The organism is Flavobacterium litorale, assembly GCF_019613795.1.
Classification (GTDB): Bacteria; Bacteroidota; Bacteroidia; order Flavobacteriales; family Flavobacteriaceae; genus Flavobacterium; species Flavobacterium litorale.
Genome location: NZ_CP080429.1, coordinates 2,372,740 through 2,387,746, shown reverse-complemented (window position 1 = coordinate 2,387,746; position 15,007 = coordinate 2,372,740). Strand labels below are relative to the sequence as shown.

Here is a 15,007-nt window from a genome sequence, read left to right as displayed (position 1 = left end):
AATGTTCAATAAAATACAACATAAACTATTACTTACTAACCCATTACTTTGGAATATCCGAATTGTTCCTGTACTTACCGTAGCGGTATTATTACATATTATATTCTTTGCTGTAGGATATGTTGATGGTGCTGTAGATTTTACTGAAGTTTACAGTTGGGGTTATGGCAACTCTTCTTTAGCTGTATTTTTTGCTGTAGCATTAGCCATAATTTTAACCATAATTTGGTTGGTATTTTATTTCCGTAATAATGCCTATAAATCATTTTATCCTATAACCAGCTCATCCTTGTTTAAGGAGTGGTTGCTCATTTTTTCAGTTTGTTTGCTAAATTGTGGTTATAGTGTTTCGTACCTGTATGCAAAAGACTTTAAAAAACGGAGTTATTTTAGTGAACAAGAATTTTCAAAACGCTTGGATGTTATTAGTATGGCATCTGTATTTGCAGGTTACAAGTACGAGAATAACGGTAATATCCGAAAAATAATTAATGGTAAAACTGTAGTTGTTACAACCGATACATTTATGTGTAAATACAATAACAGGCAGTATAGTATTAACTCCTTATTAAATAAAAAAATAGAACGGTTTTCGTATCAAAATCGTACGCGTGATTCTCTTAACGATTTTAGAGTGAAAAATTGGCTAATTCAAAATCAGAGAGACTCTGTACGTTGGGTTATGCAAGAGTTTATTAAAATAGCCAATAGTCATAACCTAAAAAGTAATATTACGGCTAATGAATGGCTAAATTTGGTTTATGATTATCCTGAGTTTACCAATTACACTAAAGTTGGAAAAATAGAAAGTTATGAGTATAATCGTAGAGACCATATATACGGCAGGCAAAATACATTACTTGAAACTAATCAGTACAACCAACTAGAGCTTAACACAATTTCAAACGATATAAAGGTAATAGGTAATACAACCTTTGTGTACCCTAAACATTACGTACCACTTATACAAATAGATAAGGCATACAATAACATAGCTAGGGCTTATACTAGCCCCAATATCAATTTACAATCGTTACTATTTAGTATCTATTTTGCATTATCACTATCATTAGCCATATTCTCGTTCAGGGTAACTTCAGGCAGAAGTTGGCTAATTGCTTTGGTTTCAGTAGGTATATTGGCGCTACTAACAGGTGTACTATCTGCTATATTATCATTAGGTAGTTTATATTCGCTTTTCTGGGCATTAATAATAATAGGGGCATTAGTATATTACTATTTCAATACTTATAAATCTCCTTCCAAAAAAAATACAGCTACAGTACTAAATAGTTTACTGTGGCTATTGCCTTGGCTAATACCAGCAATATATGCGTTTTTGACTTCACTAACTTATGTTAACAGGTACGATTCAAATATAAAAGAAGAATACGGCATACTCCACTGGTTGGATGATAATCCAACGCTAGTTTTTTATACAAACGTACTATTGTTTATAGTATTTATGTACTTTTTTACCAATATTATTAAAAGGTGGAAGGGCAAACCTGAGGCTTAATACAATTTTGATGCTATACCCGTTATTGGCACATAAAACAATTTGCGTAACTTTGCACTCCTTATGCAAAAAACAGTAAACATATTAAATAGAAAAGCTAGGTTTGAATACGAAATCCTAGATAAATATACTGCGGGAATTGTATTGGCAGGCTCCGAAATAAAATCCATTCGGATGGGCAAAGCCTCTATAGCCGAAAGTTTTTGCGAATTTCAGGGGCACGAGCTTTTTGCTATTAATACCAATATCGAAATTTACGCGTACAGCCAAAATTTTAGACATGCGCCTAAAACCGAACGTAAACTACTCTTAAATAAAAAAGAACTAAAAAGTTTGCAAAAAAGTGTTCAGAATAAAGGTTTAACCATAATCCCGTTACGTTTGTTTACTAACGAAAAAGGATTGGCAAAATTAGAAATAGGGCTTTGCCGTGGTAAGAAAAATTACGATAAGCGTGAAACTATGAAAGAACGCGATACTAAACGTGATTTGGATAGGATTAAAAAAGCATACAATTAAAATAAAAAAGCCCTTTACAATATAAAGGGCTTTTTCTATATACAGTAATTTTTAAAATATTACCTTTTACTATAGGCGGGTAGTAGTTTACTGCTTACTTCTCCAAAACCAATTCTAACATTATCGTTTTGGCAATAGCCACGCATAATAACAGTATCGTTATCGTTAATAAATTTACGCTCTGTACCATCATCTAGTGTTAGCGGTTGTTTACCACCCCAGCTTAATTCTAACATAGAACCAAAACTATCGGGTGTAGGTCCCGATATGGTACCACTACCCATAAGGTCGCCACTGTTAACACGGCATCCGTTTACAGTATGGTGCGCTAGTTGTTGCGACATACTCCAATACATGTACTTAAAGTTGGAGTTGCAAATAACATTTTCGTTACCACCTTCGGGCTGTAGTGCTACCTGTAATTTTATATCAAAAGCATGCTTTCCTTCTTGCTGTAAGTATTCCAATGGTGTAGGCTCTTGCTCAGGTCCTTCCGTACGAAAAGGTTCTAAGGCATCAAGGGTTACAATCCATGGCGACATTGACGATGCAAAGTTTTTAGCGAGGAATGGACCTAGCGGTACATATTCCCACTTTTGTATATCGCGTGCACTCCAGTCGTTAAACAACACCATACCAAAAATATGCTGCTCTGCTTCATCTACGGGTATTGGTTCGCCCATAATGTTCGAGTCCGTAGTAATAAAGCCCATTTCAAGTTCAAAGTCCACTAATTTTGAAGGACCAAAAATAGGGGTGTCATTTCCAGGAGGCAATGTTTGCCCGTGTGGGCGATGTACTGGAATACCTGATGGTACTATAGTAGACGATCTACCATGATACCCCACAGGTATATGCAACCAGTTAGGCAATAACGCATTTTCTGGGTCGCGGAACATTTTACCAACATTGGTAGCATGCTCTTTACTCGAATAAAAATCTGTATAATCGCCAATAAGTACAGGCAACTGCATTTCTACATCTTCAAGGTTAAATATAACTACCTCTCTGTGCTTAGCATTATCTCTGAGTTTAGGGTTGGTAGCATCAAAAAGCTCAGCAATACGGTTTCGTACCAATCGCCATGTCTTTTTACCGTCCGATATAAAGTCGTTCAATGTATCTTGCATGAACATATCGTCTGTAAGTTCAATACCCTCAAAGTAGTTCATTTGTTGCAAAGCACCAAGGTCTATAGCATAGTCACCTATACGTGTACCTATAGTAACAACATCATCTTTAGTTATAAAAACTCCAAAAGGGATATTCTGTATCGGGAAGTCGCTATTTTCAGGTACTTCCAGCCAACATTTTCTAGTTGGGTCGTTCGCTCTTAGTGGCATATTTTTAGTTTGTTTGTTGTATTAAATCAGTTATCAAATATAGTTTTCCGAATGGTTTTACCCAACCTTTTTTTGTATTTTTGACAGCAAATTAACAAAAAAATATAAAATGCAACGCGACGAACAAATTTTCGACCTGATACTGCAAGAACAGGACAGGCAAATACACGGATTGGAACTAATTGCATCAGAAAATTTTGTTAGCGACCAAGTGTTGGAAGCGGCAGGTTCTGTATTAACCAACAAGTATGCCGAGGGGTATCCTGGTAAGCGGTATTATGGCGGATGTGAAGTAGTGGATGTAATTGAGCAAATAGCTATAGATAGGGCTAAAACGCTTTTTGGTGCTGAGTATGCCAATGTGCAACCCCACTCAGGGTCGCAAGCCAATACAGCCGTTTTTGCAGCTTGTTTAAAACCAGGCGATAAAATACTGGGTTTCGACCTTTCGCACGGTGGGCATTTAACACACGGTTCGCCCGTTAACTTTTCAGGAAAACTATACAATCCTGTTTTTTACGGCGTAGAAAAAGAAACGGGTGTGCTTAATTACGATAAAATACAGGAAATAGCAGAGCAAGAGCAACCGAAAATGATAATTGCAGGAGCATCAGCGTATTCGCGTGATATGGATTTTGAACGCTTTAGAGTAATAGCCGATAGTGTTGGTGCTATTTTGCTTGCCGATATATCGCACCCCTCGGGGCTTATAGCCAAAGGGTTATTAAACGACCCTGTACCACATTGCCATATTATTACCACTACTACACACAAAACCTTACGCGGACCAAGAGGCGGTATGATATTAATGGGTAAAGATTTTGAAAATCCGTTTGGATTAAAGACACCAAAAGGAAATGTACGCATGATGTCGTCCTTATTGGATTCTGGAGTATTTCCAGGCAACCAGGGCGGACCATTAGAGCATATTATTGCAGCTAAAGCAGTAGCCTTCGGCGAAGCATTACAAGATGAGTTTTTTAACTACATGATGCAGGTACAAAAAAATGCTAAAGCTATGGCAGCAGCATTTGTAAAAAGAGGTTATGATATTATATCGGGAGGTACAGATAATCATATGATGCTTATTGACCTTAGAAATAAAAATATTTCAGGTAAAGAAGCTGAAAACGCACTAGTTAAAGCAGAAATAACTGTAAATAAGAACATGGTTCCGTTCGACGATAAATCGCCATTTGTAACATCGGGTATTCGTGTAGGTACCGCAGCCATTACTACTCGTGGTCTTGTAGAAACCGACATGGAAACTATTGTAACCTTAATAGACAGGGTTATTGCTGACCATACTAACGAAGAAGTTATTGAAGCTGTAGCCGATGAAGTAAATGAAATGATGAGCGAAAGACCAATTTTTGTTTTTTAAACAGCAGTTACTTATTATAAAGCTATAGTACTTAACCGTTACGTTTTTATTAATATATTATTGTTTTAGTTTTATGATTTATTTATAAAAATTCACTTTCAGAATTACTAATTTAGTGGTAATCTGAAATTTAAAAACAAGATAGTATGAAAATGAAAATGTATTTGAGTATGTTATTTTTGGTGTTTGGATTCACCCTTCAGGCACAATCGTTTGGTAGTGCTAGCATAAAGGTAGAGGGTACTTTTAATGCCAATAAAGCTATTTATCATGATTGGTTACGATTAGGCAATACGCAAGATGTAACCATGAAATTTCCGCTAACGGCACAGGGTGTAGAAGATGCCATGGACATAACCCAACAAATGTTGGTTAAAAACAGGCTATTTATTGAAAAGCCCGATGTGTACAAAAGTGTTGAAACAGGAAGTAATAAGAGCGACTCGCCACAGGAATTGCACAATGCAATACAACAACAAAAATCGAAAATTAATTTAGCCTGGTATGCCCCAGATGGTTCTACATTACATCTGTTTTTAGGGAAGTACAGCTACGAAGTTACTATATACAAAGCCTACAAACTACAGTAGTAGTTTGGTATAACAAACACACAAATAACCCGTTGCAGTTTACCTGTAACGGGTTATTTACGTATATAGTAGCGTAGGAGTTTAACTTTTATATCTTTGCTGCCGCATATTACCACAAACCCCATTTATGGATATACATTATATAGACCTCATTATTTTTATTGTTTATTTAGTAGCAATGCTCGGCATAGGATTCTACTTTATGAAACAGAATAAATCTAAAGAAGATTATTATGTTGGTGGTAGAGGTATGTCGGCAGGGCATATTGGTTTATCCGTAGTAGCTACCGATGTTGGTGGCGGGTTCTCTATCGGATTAGGCGGTTTGGGCTTTGTAATGGGATTATCGGGTAGTTGGATGCTTTTTACAGGGCTACTTGGCGCATGGATAAGTGCAGTAGTATTGATTCCTAAAATATACCCTATTGCAAAAAAGCACCAGTTTTTAACCTTTCCGCAATCTTTAGCCTTTCGGTATAATGCCAAAGTAGCTTTGGTAGCTGGTTTTATATCGTTAGTTGGTTATATTGGGTTTACAAGTTCGCAAATACTAGCAGGTGCAAAATTAGCATCGGCAACCTTCCCATCCATATCAATATTTAATGCTATACTAATAATGGGGGTTATTGCTATAGTATATACGGCGGTAGGAGGTATTAAAGCGGTTATTTATACCGATACAATACAGTGGATTATTTTAATGGCTGGGCTTATTGGTATTGGTATTCCTATAGGTTACATTCATATTGGGGGTTGGGAAGCTATTAGCAGTACGCTACCCAGCAGTTTTATGTCGCTTACCAATATAACTTTTGTACAGTTTTTTAATTGGATAATTACCATTGTTCCCGTTTGGTTTGTAGGTATGTCATTATACCAACGGATATATGCTTGTAAGGATGAAAAAACGGCTAAAAAGGCATGGCGTATAGCAGGATTATTTGAGTGGCCTATAATGGCATTTATGGGCATTGCACTAGGTTTATTTGCACGTGTAGGATATGAGCAAGGTATGTTTACCGAAATTGGTTATGCACCTGGCGTAGTGATGGATTCTGAACTTGGTTTACCTTTGTTTTTACGGAGTATATTGCCTGTAGGCTTAATGGGATTAATGCTATCGGCTTATTTTTCGGCAATCATGTCTACAGCAGATAGTTGCCTTATGGCAGCATCAGGTAATTTTTCTACTGATATTTTAGGTTTCTTTAAAGGAAAACAAAAGTACGATACTATTAAACACTCCCAGATAATAACATTATTTATAGGCGCAGTAGCTGTTTTAATAGCCACACACATGCAAAATGTGCTGGAGCTTATGTTATACTCCTATGCTTTTATGGTGTCGGGTTTATTAGTGCCTGTGCTGGGTATGTTGTTATTAAAAAAACCATCGTCGCTTGCAGCTATGGCAGCCATGATTGGCGGGGGTACTACTACGTTAGTTTTAATCCTTACTCAGGTAAAGCTCCCTTATGAACTTGATGCTAATTTTTTTGGTATTGTAGTCTCGGCACTAGCATTTGCTGTTTTTCAATCGGTAGGTACCAAACGCGTTACAGCGTAGTGCCAAAGTAATTATTCAGAAAGGTTTTCAACACTCACAAAATCATTTTGGATGGCATATATAATTAAGCCTACCATATTTTTACATTCCGTTTTACGGAGTAAGTTATTGCGGTGCCCCTCTACGGTACGTACACTAAGGTAGAGTTTATCGGCAATTTCTTGCCCACTGTATTGTTTGCATATTAGTTTTAATATCTCTATTTCCCTTTTGGTAAGTTGTTCGCCATCAAAACGGCTTTTTACTTTTTTGTTGGGTGCTATTAGGTATTCCTGCACCACCTTCATAACTTCTTCGTTATAGTAGTAGCCTACTTTTTCTACTTCATTTATTGTAGTTAATAACTCTTTTGGCGTTGTATTTTTCATTACGTACGATACTGCTCCTACATCTATCATGTTAGCAATAAACGATTTTGTATTGTAGCTAGTTAAGGCTATTACCTTAATATCAGGATATTTATTTCGAACAATTTTCGTTGCCTCTACGCCATTAAGGTTAGGCATTTTTAAGTCCATTATTATAATATCAGGTACATCGTTTTGTTGGAGTAGCTTTATGAGCTCTTCTCCATCAGAAGCCTCAAAAATTACCTCTATATTTTCCTCACGTTGTAGCATAAACGCAATGCCTTTTCTAAAAAGTTCCTCGTCGTCAGCCAGTGCTATTTTTATTACATTACTCATAGGTTGCTAAAATTAAAGCTAATGTGAGTTCCTTTATTTATTACAGAATCGATAGTTAATGAACCGTTCAGGAAAAATACTCTACTCTCTATATTTTTCATGCCAAGTCCTTTTTTATTCTTTATATCCTCAGTATCAAACCCCTTTCCGTTATCAATATAATCGCAACGTATTCCATTATTTGTTTCTTTAAATAGTACGGATATTTTAGATGCTTTTCCGTGCCTTACCGAGTTATTGATAAGTTCTTGTACAATACGAAAGATATGCAATTGCTTGTTAGGTTCAATACCCTCAAAAGAAGCTCTATTCTCGTAATCTACAGTAGTAATTTTGTTGCTATTATATTCGTAACACAACTCCTCCAATCCTGCATTCAATCCAAATTTTTCCAGCACAGGGGGGAGTAAATCGTGGGCAATTTTACGGGAATTTTCTAGTGCTTTACCCACTAAATTAATAATATTATCAGTTATTTCTGTAACTTCCTTCTCATTCAAGTCTGGCGTAGTAAGTAAATGACTGTTTAATGAGACAATATTTAGTTTTGAGCTAATATCATCATGCAAATCACGGGCAATACGTTGCCTTTCTTCTTCTTGTACTAATAATGTTGTTTGTAATAACTCTTTTTGGTAGTCGAGTTCTAAGTCTTTTTTTTCAAGTTCTTTTTGTACAATTTTCTTTTTCGAGAAATAAAAGAATAGGAGGAGCACAATACCCATAAAGAGCATTAGGAAAATAACATAAATAATTATTATCCCTGCTTCGTTACTTTCGGGTAAAACGTTACTTTCCATTCCCATAAAATTAATAATTGATACACAATAAACAAAAAAGCATTTAATTTCCAGATGTACATATTAATTTTATCGTTAAACGAAACTATAGAGGTGGCTGATGCAAATATTACGGCACTACTTACAATATAAAGGAATATACCTACTGTAGTATAGTAAAAGGGTAATTTTTTAGATAACATTTCGTACAGGTACAGTACAGCATAAATTACTAGGAGTATAGAAGTTGTTAATACACCCATTGGATTGAAACTGTTGTACAATTCGGGGTATATGCTATATTGTATAGCCAGTGCAATGACAGTAATAATTAGTACAATTTTAATTATTTGGCTTATACGCTTTTTTATGCTGCCAAATGCATAATAAAAAAATAGGCTGAGTAATATAAATCGTACCGAGAAGTAATAATTGGATAAAAAGTGGTTTTTATAACCGTTGTAGGCATAAATTTCCATAAGTGCCTGTATAATGGCAATGCCTATTAAATAGGCTACAAAAAATTTATAGGCTTTGTTATTTTTAGCAAAGCCTATAAAGTATATTACAATGTTTATACAGAGTATGCCGAGACCAACGGAAGACAATACTTTGAGTATATCCATTAAAGTAAGATTTCTTTTTTGTTAATTTAGCGGGCTTGTAACGTCACACGATGGCGGACATGGGCGCGTAAAATCGTATATTTTACCATCACTTCTATCAGGTGTCATATCTATATATGAATCTGTTGTCTCGTCGTACTTTGTACCTACAATCATAAGTTTTTCAACATTATCATCGTCTACACCTATATAAGTTCTAACAGCGTCTACACCTTCTACAAGTACTTGTGTAAGATCTTCTTTAGGAATTAAAAATGCATGTAACTCATGGTGCGAGTTATAGTTTCCTTCTTTTCTTCTCCATCTTCTAGCCCATTTTTGTGCAGTTTGTAGGGTAATAATGTTTCTAAGTCCCATAAAATTGTTGTTGATTATTGTTTTCTAATAATTCGGTCGTTCATACAAACGTAGTAAATTATTATTTAATTTTTTGGACTTTTAATGCAATATCGGTTTAATAACACGTTGTTAATAAGTATAACTGCTAAATAAAGCTGCTTATGTTTTGCAAATCAATAATTTATACAAAACCAAGTAAAATTACCTGGTAAAAAAAGGGGTATATGTACGCTATACTTATTTAAATAAGTTAAATAGCTTTGTGATAATTTAGGTAGTGTATCTATTTTCATGCTATAGCAATAGTAAATAAATACATTAAAAGTAGTATACAAAACACTATATGTTTTGTATTGATTGGAGTTATAATTTGAATAATTACTACAGTGACTTTTTATTTTTTTTAGAATACTATTCAAATTTCCAATCTGTAATGTCTGGTTTGGGGGAAGCAGACGGAGAGAGTGTAATCTTTTAAAGACTACACTCTTCTTTTTTATAGTTGATTATATGGGTTGAATCAATTATATAACGCATAACAATAAGTATACTAGCGTAAAGAGAAAAGCCTTTGTAAAAAAACAAAGACTTCTTGGCATATATAGGTTTTAGATGTAAGACTTATTTATAGTAACGATACTATACGTATGCACTTTTTTGAGATTTTAGTTAAAACTAAAGTCAACTAAATCGGTAAACATAATTTGCCATTTGCTTTTCTTTTTCCAAATACTTTTTCTAATCGATTTTACTGGAGTAAAAGCTTTTCTGGCTGGTGCTTTTGTCACTTCTTCCTCATATACAATGCTTGCAATATCAGTTTCTGGTGCAGCAATAAGTGTATACAATGTGTGCTCAATACCTTTAAAAATACGTCCCGATACCATATAATCAAGTGCTGTTTCACCACCATAAGGCATAGCATTATCTATATTCATAATGTTCCACATTCTCTTTTCCTCAAATTGCTGAAACAGTATAGCTGCGTAGTTTTTAGATGTTTTTTTGGATAGTAAATCAAAGTGCGATCCAACAATCATATACTTTTCCGCTATAATTTCAGAAAAAACTAAATCGTTAAACGTATATATAGTTTTATTGTTAAAGTTTTTAATGGTTTCTACATTAGGTCCTCCATTTGTATCTGAATCATCTTCAATCGGGTCAGATTGTACAATGCTCACCACATGAGATTTTTTTGTTTCGTAGTTGTATATGGAATATATATTATAGTTTACAGCATATCTGTAATTATCTGAAGACTTATAGTCTTTACTATAATTGCTGTACGTTAACAATAAACCATTATCAAAACGATGGATTACTTTAATTTCCTCATTAACCAGGTTGCCCTCCAAATCCAATACAACGTAAAATGCTGTACCATCTTTTTTAGCAAGTGAATAATTATCACCAAAATGGCTAATGCTATTGTACAATGTCTCTTTCGTGTTTCCGTTCTTATCAGTCAGTAATATTGTGTTATTATCTGACAATTGTACTGTAAAGTTCATGCGCTACTCGTATTAATAGTTAATAATAAGTAATAGCACAGCCTGTTAGGGCGTATAATAGTAAATAACTTTTAAAAAATAGTATTATTACGGCATAGTGGGAAAAAAAGGGGGGGGAAGCGGTTTTTATTGGCTAAAAAGCCATGTGTTATACTAATCCATTACATTAAGTTATATGTGTTTTAACTTTTAAAAATCAATATTGGTATTTTGGTATGGTATGCCATTTTTTTGGTAAGGCTACTATGAAACAATCGTTCAAAAAAGTTTCTCTTTTGTTTTAGCATTACTACCATATCCACCTGTTGGTTTTCAATAAAATCCAAAATTGTCTGTTCTACGTGCGACCCAGATATAGTAAAGAAACTCACATCGTTGTTTTTGTACTTCATTTTCCATTCAGTAGCTTTTATACCCACATCTTCAGGGTCGTCATCGTTATGTACATGCAGGCAATATATTTTTGCATTTATTTTCTCTGCTATTTTTAACAAATTTTCAAACGTTGCTACATCTTCTTCCTTATACTGTGTTGTAAACACAATATTTTTTATCTGATGATGGTTTGCTGCTGCTGTCGGGATGCCTAAAACAGGAATTTGGGTGTTTTCTATAATCGTTGCAGCATTCGAGCCTAAAAATATTTCGGCTACACCACTAGCACCAGTAGTTCCCATAACAATTAAATCTACCTCTTCATCAGCACATATCTTCTTAATATTGTAAGTAAGGTCGCCATGTTCCAACATATTGTGCAGCTTTATACCACTCATGTTTCTTTTTTCAGCAGTGTGCCCTAATTTCTTCAATTCGGCATCAAAATTCTTACGCTGATTTTCGGTTACACCATCAAATATATCTTTAGTTGCCTCTGGCATTACAGGCGCATCTATTGTAGGAAAATCATAAACGTGCAACACAATTATCTCCGCTTCAAAAATAGCTGCAAACTTTAATGCATATAAAAACGCTGCATTTGCTGTATTTGAAAAATCGGTAGGAAATAGTATCTTTTTCATAATTCAATTATTTGTTGCTTAAAACTACAAAATTTGCACTACCTTTTTTTAACTATTAGTCACAAATTAACATAACCATAATGTAACTTATCCTACATTTAGTACTAATTAGGAGCTTTAAAATACTTACTCCGTTTTAGGCTCGTGTAATGCCGTACTAAACATTACTTACTATAGTTTATATTTGTAAAAAACTATTTATGATTTTACAGGATACTATAGTGGCACTTGCTACTCCCTCTGGTGCTGGAGCAATTGCTATATTGCGCCTTTCTGGACCTGATGCTATAACTATCGCAGCAGAGGTATTCCGTTCATTCAAGGACAAAGATATTACGTTAGTTAAATCTCACACAATACATTTAGGAAATATCGTTGAAAACAATAAAATATTCGATGAGGTACTATTATCTGTGTTTAAGGCACCTAACTCCTATACAGGTGAGAATATTGTAGAAATTTCCTGCCACGGTTCTGTGTACATACAGCAACAGATTATTCAGCTACTATTACGAAGAGGTTGCCGAATGGCAAATGCCGGTGAGTTTACCATGCGTGCATTTTTAAACGGAAAACTCGATTTATCGCAGGCTGAAGCGGTAGCAGACTTGATTGCTAGCGATAATGAAGCGTCGCACCAAGTAGCCATGCAACAGATGCGTGGAGGCTTCTCCAACGAAATTGCAAAGCTCCGCGAAGAGTTGCTTAATTTTGCATCGCTTATAGAGCTTGAGCTTGATTTTGCGGAAGAGGATGTTGAGTTTGCCGACCGTACGCAGTTTAAAGAGTTATTGAACAGAATTGTATTTGTTTTAAAACGATTAATAGATTCTTTTGCTGTAGGTAACGTTATTAAAAACGGTATTCCTGTTGCTATAGTGGGCGAGCCCAATGTGGGTAAATCTACACTGTTAAATGCTTTATTGAATGAGGAACGTGCTATAGTATCGGACATTGCGGGTACTACCCGCGATACAATTGAAGATGAAATTGTAATAGAAGGAATTGGCTTTAGGTTTATAGATACTGCAGGTATCCGCGAAACGGAAGATGTTGTAGAGCGGATAGGTATTAAAAAAACATTTGAAAAAATAACACAAGCACAAGTAGCTATGTATTTAATAGATAGTTACCAATTGGTTAATGATGCCGAACAAGTATCGAGATTAAAAATTGAGATTGCAAAAATTAAAGAGCGTTTTCCGCTAAAACCACTTATTGTTTTAGCCAATAAGGCAGATAAACTTAGTGAGGCGCAAAAGGAGGTAATACTAGAACAAATTAATGATATCCACCTACTATCCGCTAAGCAGAATAGCGGTGTAGCTGAGTTAAAAGCGCAATTGTTATCGTTTGTAAATACGGGTGCCTTGCGCAATAACGAAACTATTGTTACCAATACCCGCCATTACGACTCGTTACAAAAAGCACTGGAGGAAGTACAAAAAGTACAATTTGGGTTACAATCCGATATTTCTGCCGATTTAATGGCTATAGATATTAGGCAAGCACTCTATTACTTTGGCGAAATAACAGGGCAAGTTACTAACGATGAGTTGCTGGGTAATATTTTTGCAAACTTTTGTATCGGCAAGTAATTAGTACAACTTTAAAATATAAAAGATGAAGTTTACCATTAAAGTACTTCTTATACTACTCTTAAAAGCAATATTTTGCTTGGGGCAAGAAACAGAAAGCAATTGTATACAGAACAACGTTATTAGTTTACAGTCGGATATTTTGGGGCAAGCCCGAAATGTAAAAATTCTACTACCAGAAGGTTATACCCAAAACCAAAAATACCCTGTTTTATACATAACAGATGCTAATTATAATTTTGAGGTAGCCTCATTTTATTTAAGCCAGCTTGCCAAGAGTAATGTTGTACCTAAAAGTATATTGGTTGGAGTAACGCAACAAAATAGGTATGAGGAGTTAGACCCTTTTTGGTCGGAAAAAGGAAAACAGTTTAAAGATTTTCTTTTTAAAGAGTTAGTACCACACATTAGTGCTACTTATAGTACATCGGGATTTAATGCAATAATAGGGCACTCTGATGGGGCAGAGTACAACCATTTGCTCATGATACAAAAAGATAACCCTTTTAGAGGCTTTATAAACATGAGCGAAAATTTGAATACAGACGTTACCCAAGAAATAGCAAACTATTTTAAAACATACAACGGTAAAAAAGTGTTTTGTTTTGTAGCAAGTGCTACCTATGATTCGCCTGACAGAATTGCTGCTGGTAAAGCCATACAACAAGTTTATAGTAGTAACCCAAATAATAAAATAGCTTTCCAAAATAAATTGTACAATGCCGACCACCAAACGATAGTAGCAAAGTCGTTATTGGATGGTATTACTTATATTTTTAAGGATTACAGAGAACTAACACAATATAACGGATTTAAAGATTACGCAGCCAATTATAAAACCAATATTAATAACTGTTATGGTTTTATGCCTGATGCTAACGAGGATGACATAGATTACTTTTTTGGCAAAATATTAGATGATAAAGATGTAACTATGTACGAGTACATTGTAGCCTATGCTACCGAAAATAATATTTTCCAGATTTCATCATACAATAGGTCTTGGCACTATTTTTATATGGGGGAGCACGAGAAATCTGTAGCGCAATGGAATAAAACTATTGATGATATGGAAGATACCTCACCTAAAGTATTTTACTACAATTTTGAGAAGGCTATAATTTCCTATCAAAAACTAAATAACCCTAAAGGAGCCATTACATTTTTGGAGGCATCTAAAAAAATATTACCTCAATATACATTAGAGTTTAATTATTTTATAGCCAAGGTGGCGTTGGAGCATAATATTCAAAAAACCAAAGCAAAAAGAAACATAAAGTATTGCGAGCAAAACTATTATGACAACAAATATTTTAATAAAGAAGATTTAATAAAATTGAAATCTGAACTGTAATAATATGTCGTAATTTACGTTTCTGAGAAATTACTATATAAAGAATATTCTGAATGAGGATATGAACACGAAATAAAACCTTTTATCGAAACAAACCTGCACAAAATCTATACATAAAGTCAAAAAATATAACAAACAGTATTATTTATTGAAATAAATAATTACATTTG

The 15,007-nt window shown here is 34.6% G+C and carries 14 protein-coding genes; 7 read left to right on the top strand and 7 right to left on the bottom strand.

What is annotated here, in order from left to right:
- The first annotated feature begins 1 nt into the window (after position 1).
- Together K1I41_RS10900 and smpB are read left to right on the top strand one after the other, a co-directional pair.
- A complete protein-coding gene (locus K1I41_RS10900; protein ID WP_220640373.1) occupies positions 2–1,519 on the top strand; it encodes a hypothetical protein in 1,518 nt (505 codons plus the stop codon).
- A gap of 63 nt (positions 1,520–1,582) precedes the next feature.
- On the top strand, positions 1,583–2,038 hold the full coding sequence (gene smpB, locus K1I41_RS10895; protein ID WP_220640372.1) for an SsrA-binding protein SmpB: 456 nt from the start codon (positions 1,583–1,585) through the stop codon (positions 2,036–2,038).
- 59 nt (positions 2,039–2,097) lie between these two features.
- On the opposite strand, the gene fahA is transcribed toward smpB, so the two are convergent.
- On the bottom strand, positions 2,098–3,381 hold the full coding sequence (gene fahA, locus K1I41_RS10890; protein WP_220640371.1) for a fumarylacetoacetase: 1,284 nt from the start codon (positions 3,379–3,381) through the stop codon (positions 2,098–2,100).
- Positions 3,382–3,490: 109 nt separating this feature from the next.
- Between fahA and glyA the strand changes: the two genes are divergently transcribed.
- The 3 genes from glyA (at position 3,491) to K1I41_RS10875 (ending at position 6,922) form a co-directional block, all read left to right on the top strand.
- Positions 3,491–4,765 (top strand): serine hydroxymethyltransferase, encoded by a 1,275-nt coding sequence (gene glyA / locus K1I41_RS10885; RefSeq protein WP_220640370.1) that lies wholly within the window; start codon positions 3,491–3,493, stop codon positions 4,763–4,765.
- Positions 4,766–4,911: 146 nt separating this feature from the next.
- Positions 4,912–5,355 carry a hypothetical protein gene (locus tag K1I41_RS10880; RefSeq protein ID WP_220640369.1) on the top strand — a complete coding sequence of 148 codons (444 nt, stop codon included), beginning with the start codon at positions 4,912–4,914 and terminating at the stop codon, positions 5,353–5,355.
- 127 nt (positions 5,356–5,482) lie between these two features.
- Positions 5,483–6,922 (top strand): sodium:solute symporter family protein, encoded by a 1,440-nt coding sequence (locus tag K1I41_RS10875; RefSeq protein ID WP_255566926.1) that lies wholly within the window; start codon positions 5,483–5,485, stop codon positions 6,920–6,922.
- Positions 6,923–6,933: 11 nt separating this feature from the next.
- Here the strand turns inward: K1I41_RS10875 and K1I41_RS10870 are convergent, their stop codons facing one another.
- The 6 genes from K1I41_RS10870 to K1I41_RS10845 form a co-directional block, all read right to left on the bottom strand.
- Positions 6,934–7,608, bottom strand: coding sequence for a response regulator transcription factor (locus K1I41_RS10870; protein WP_220640368.1), 675 nt, complete (start codon positions 7,606–7,608; stop codon positions 6,934–6,936).
- Positions 7,605–8,408, bottom strand: coding sequence for a sensor histidine kinase (locus K1I41_RS10865; RefSeq protein WP_220640367.1), 804 nt, complete (start codon positions 8,406–8,408; stop codon positions 7,605–7,607). Before K1I41_RS10865 ends, K1I41_RS10870 begins: the two co-directional genes overlap by 4 nt.
- The gene (locus K1I41_RS10860; protein WP_220640366.1) at positions 8,366–9,013 is read right to left on the bottom strand and encodes a hypothetical protein; all 648 of its coding nucleotides are present in this window, start codon (positions 9,011–9,013) and stop codon (positions 8,366–8,368) included. The genes K1I41_RS10865 and K1I41_RS10860 overlap by 43 nt, the downstream gene beginning before the upstream one ends.
- Before the next feature lie 21 nt (positions 9,014–9,034).
- Positions 9,035–9,370: a hypothetical protein gene (locus K1I41_RS10855; protein WP_220640365.1), complete on the bottom strand. Its 336-nt coding sequence runs from the start codon at positions 9,368–9,370 to the stop codon at positions 9,035–9,037.
- 647 nt (positions 9,371–10,017) lie between these two features.
- A complete protein-coding gene (locus K1I41_RS10850; RefSeq protein WP_220640364.1) occupies positions 10,018–10,866 on the bottom strand; it encodes a hypothetical protein in 849 nt (282 codons plus the stop codon).
- Between the two features lie 182 nt (positions 10,867–11,048).
- Positions 11,049–11,885, bottom strand: coding sequence for a universal stress protein (locus K1I41_RS10845; protein ID WP_220640363.1), 837 nt, complete (start codon positions 11,883–11,885; stop codon positions 11,049–11,051).
- Positions 11,886–12,085: 200 nt separating this feature from the next.
- Here K1I41_RS10845 and mnmE point away from each other — a divergent pair, with 200 nt between their 5' ends.
- Positions 12,086–13,483, top strand: coding sequence for a tRNA uridine-5-carboxymethylaminomethyl(34) synthesis GTPase MnmE (gene mnmE, locus K1I41_RS10840; protein ID WP_220640362.1), 1,398 nt, complete (start codon positions 12,086–12,088; stop codon positions 13,481–13,483).
- Positions 13,484–13,508: 25 nt separating this feature from the next.
- Positions 13,509–14,837 carry an alpha/beta hydrolase gene (locus tag K1I41_RS10835; protein WP_220640361.1) on the top strand — a complete coding sequence of 443 codons (1,329 nt, stop codon included), beginning with the start codon at positions 13,509–13,511 and terminating at the stop codon, positions 14,835–14,837.
- The last annotated feature ends 170 nt before the right edge of the window (positions 14,838–15,007 follow it).

Coding starts and splice junctions, on each gene's coding strand:
- K1I41_RS10900 (WP_220640373.1), top strand. CDS start 2: ATGTTCAATAAAATACAACATAAACTATTACTTACTAACCCATTACTT.
- smpB (WP_220640372.1), top strand. CDS start 1,583: ATGCAAAAAACAGTAAACATATTAAATAGAAAAGCTAGGTTTGAATAC.
- fahA (WP_220640371.1), bottom strand. CDS start 3,381: ATGCCACTAAGAGCGAACGACCCAACTAGAAAATGTTGGCTGGAAGTA.
- glyA (WP_220640370.1), top strand. CDS start 3,491: ATGCAACGCGACGAACAAATTTTCGACCTGATACTGCAAGAACAGGAC.
- K1I41_RS10880 (WP_220640369.1), top strand. CDS start 4,912: ATGAAAATGAAAATGTATTTGAGTATGTTATTTTTGGTGTTTGGATTC.
- K1I41_RS10875 (WP_255566926.1), top strand. CDS start 5,483: ATGGATATACATTATATAGACCTCATTATTTTTATTGTTTATTTAGTA.
- K1I41_RS10870 (WP_220640368.1), bottom strand. CDS start 7,608: ATGAGTAATGTAATAAAAATAGCACTGGCTGACGACGAGGAACTTTTT.
- K1I41_RS10865 (WP_220640367.1), bottom strand. CDS start 8,408: ATGGAAAGTAACGTTTTACCCGAAAGTAACGAAGCAGGGATAATAATT.
- K1I41_RS10860 (WP_220640366.1), bottom strand. CDS start 9,013: ATGGATATACTCAAAGTATTGTCTTCCGTTGGTCTCGGCATACTCTGT.
- K1I41_RS10855 (WP_220640365.1), bottom strand. CDS start 9,370: ATGGGACTTAGAAACATTATTACCCTACAAACTGCACAAAAATGGGCT.
- K1I41_RS10850 (WP_220640364.1), bottom strand. CDS start 10,866: ATGAACTTTACAGTACAATTGTCAGATAATAACACAATATTACTGACT.
- K1I41_RS10845 (WP_220640363.1), bottom strand. CDS start 11,885: ATGAAAAAGATACTATTTCCTACCGATTTTTCAAATACAGCAAATGCA.
- mnmE (WP_220640362.1), top strand. CDS start 12,086: ATGATTTTACAGGATACTATAGTGGCACTTGCTACTCCCTCTGGTGCT.
- K1I41_RS10835 (WP_220640361.1), top strand. CDS start 13,509: ATGAAGTTTACCATTAAAGTACTTCTTATACTACTCTTAAAAGCAATA.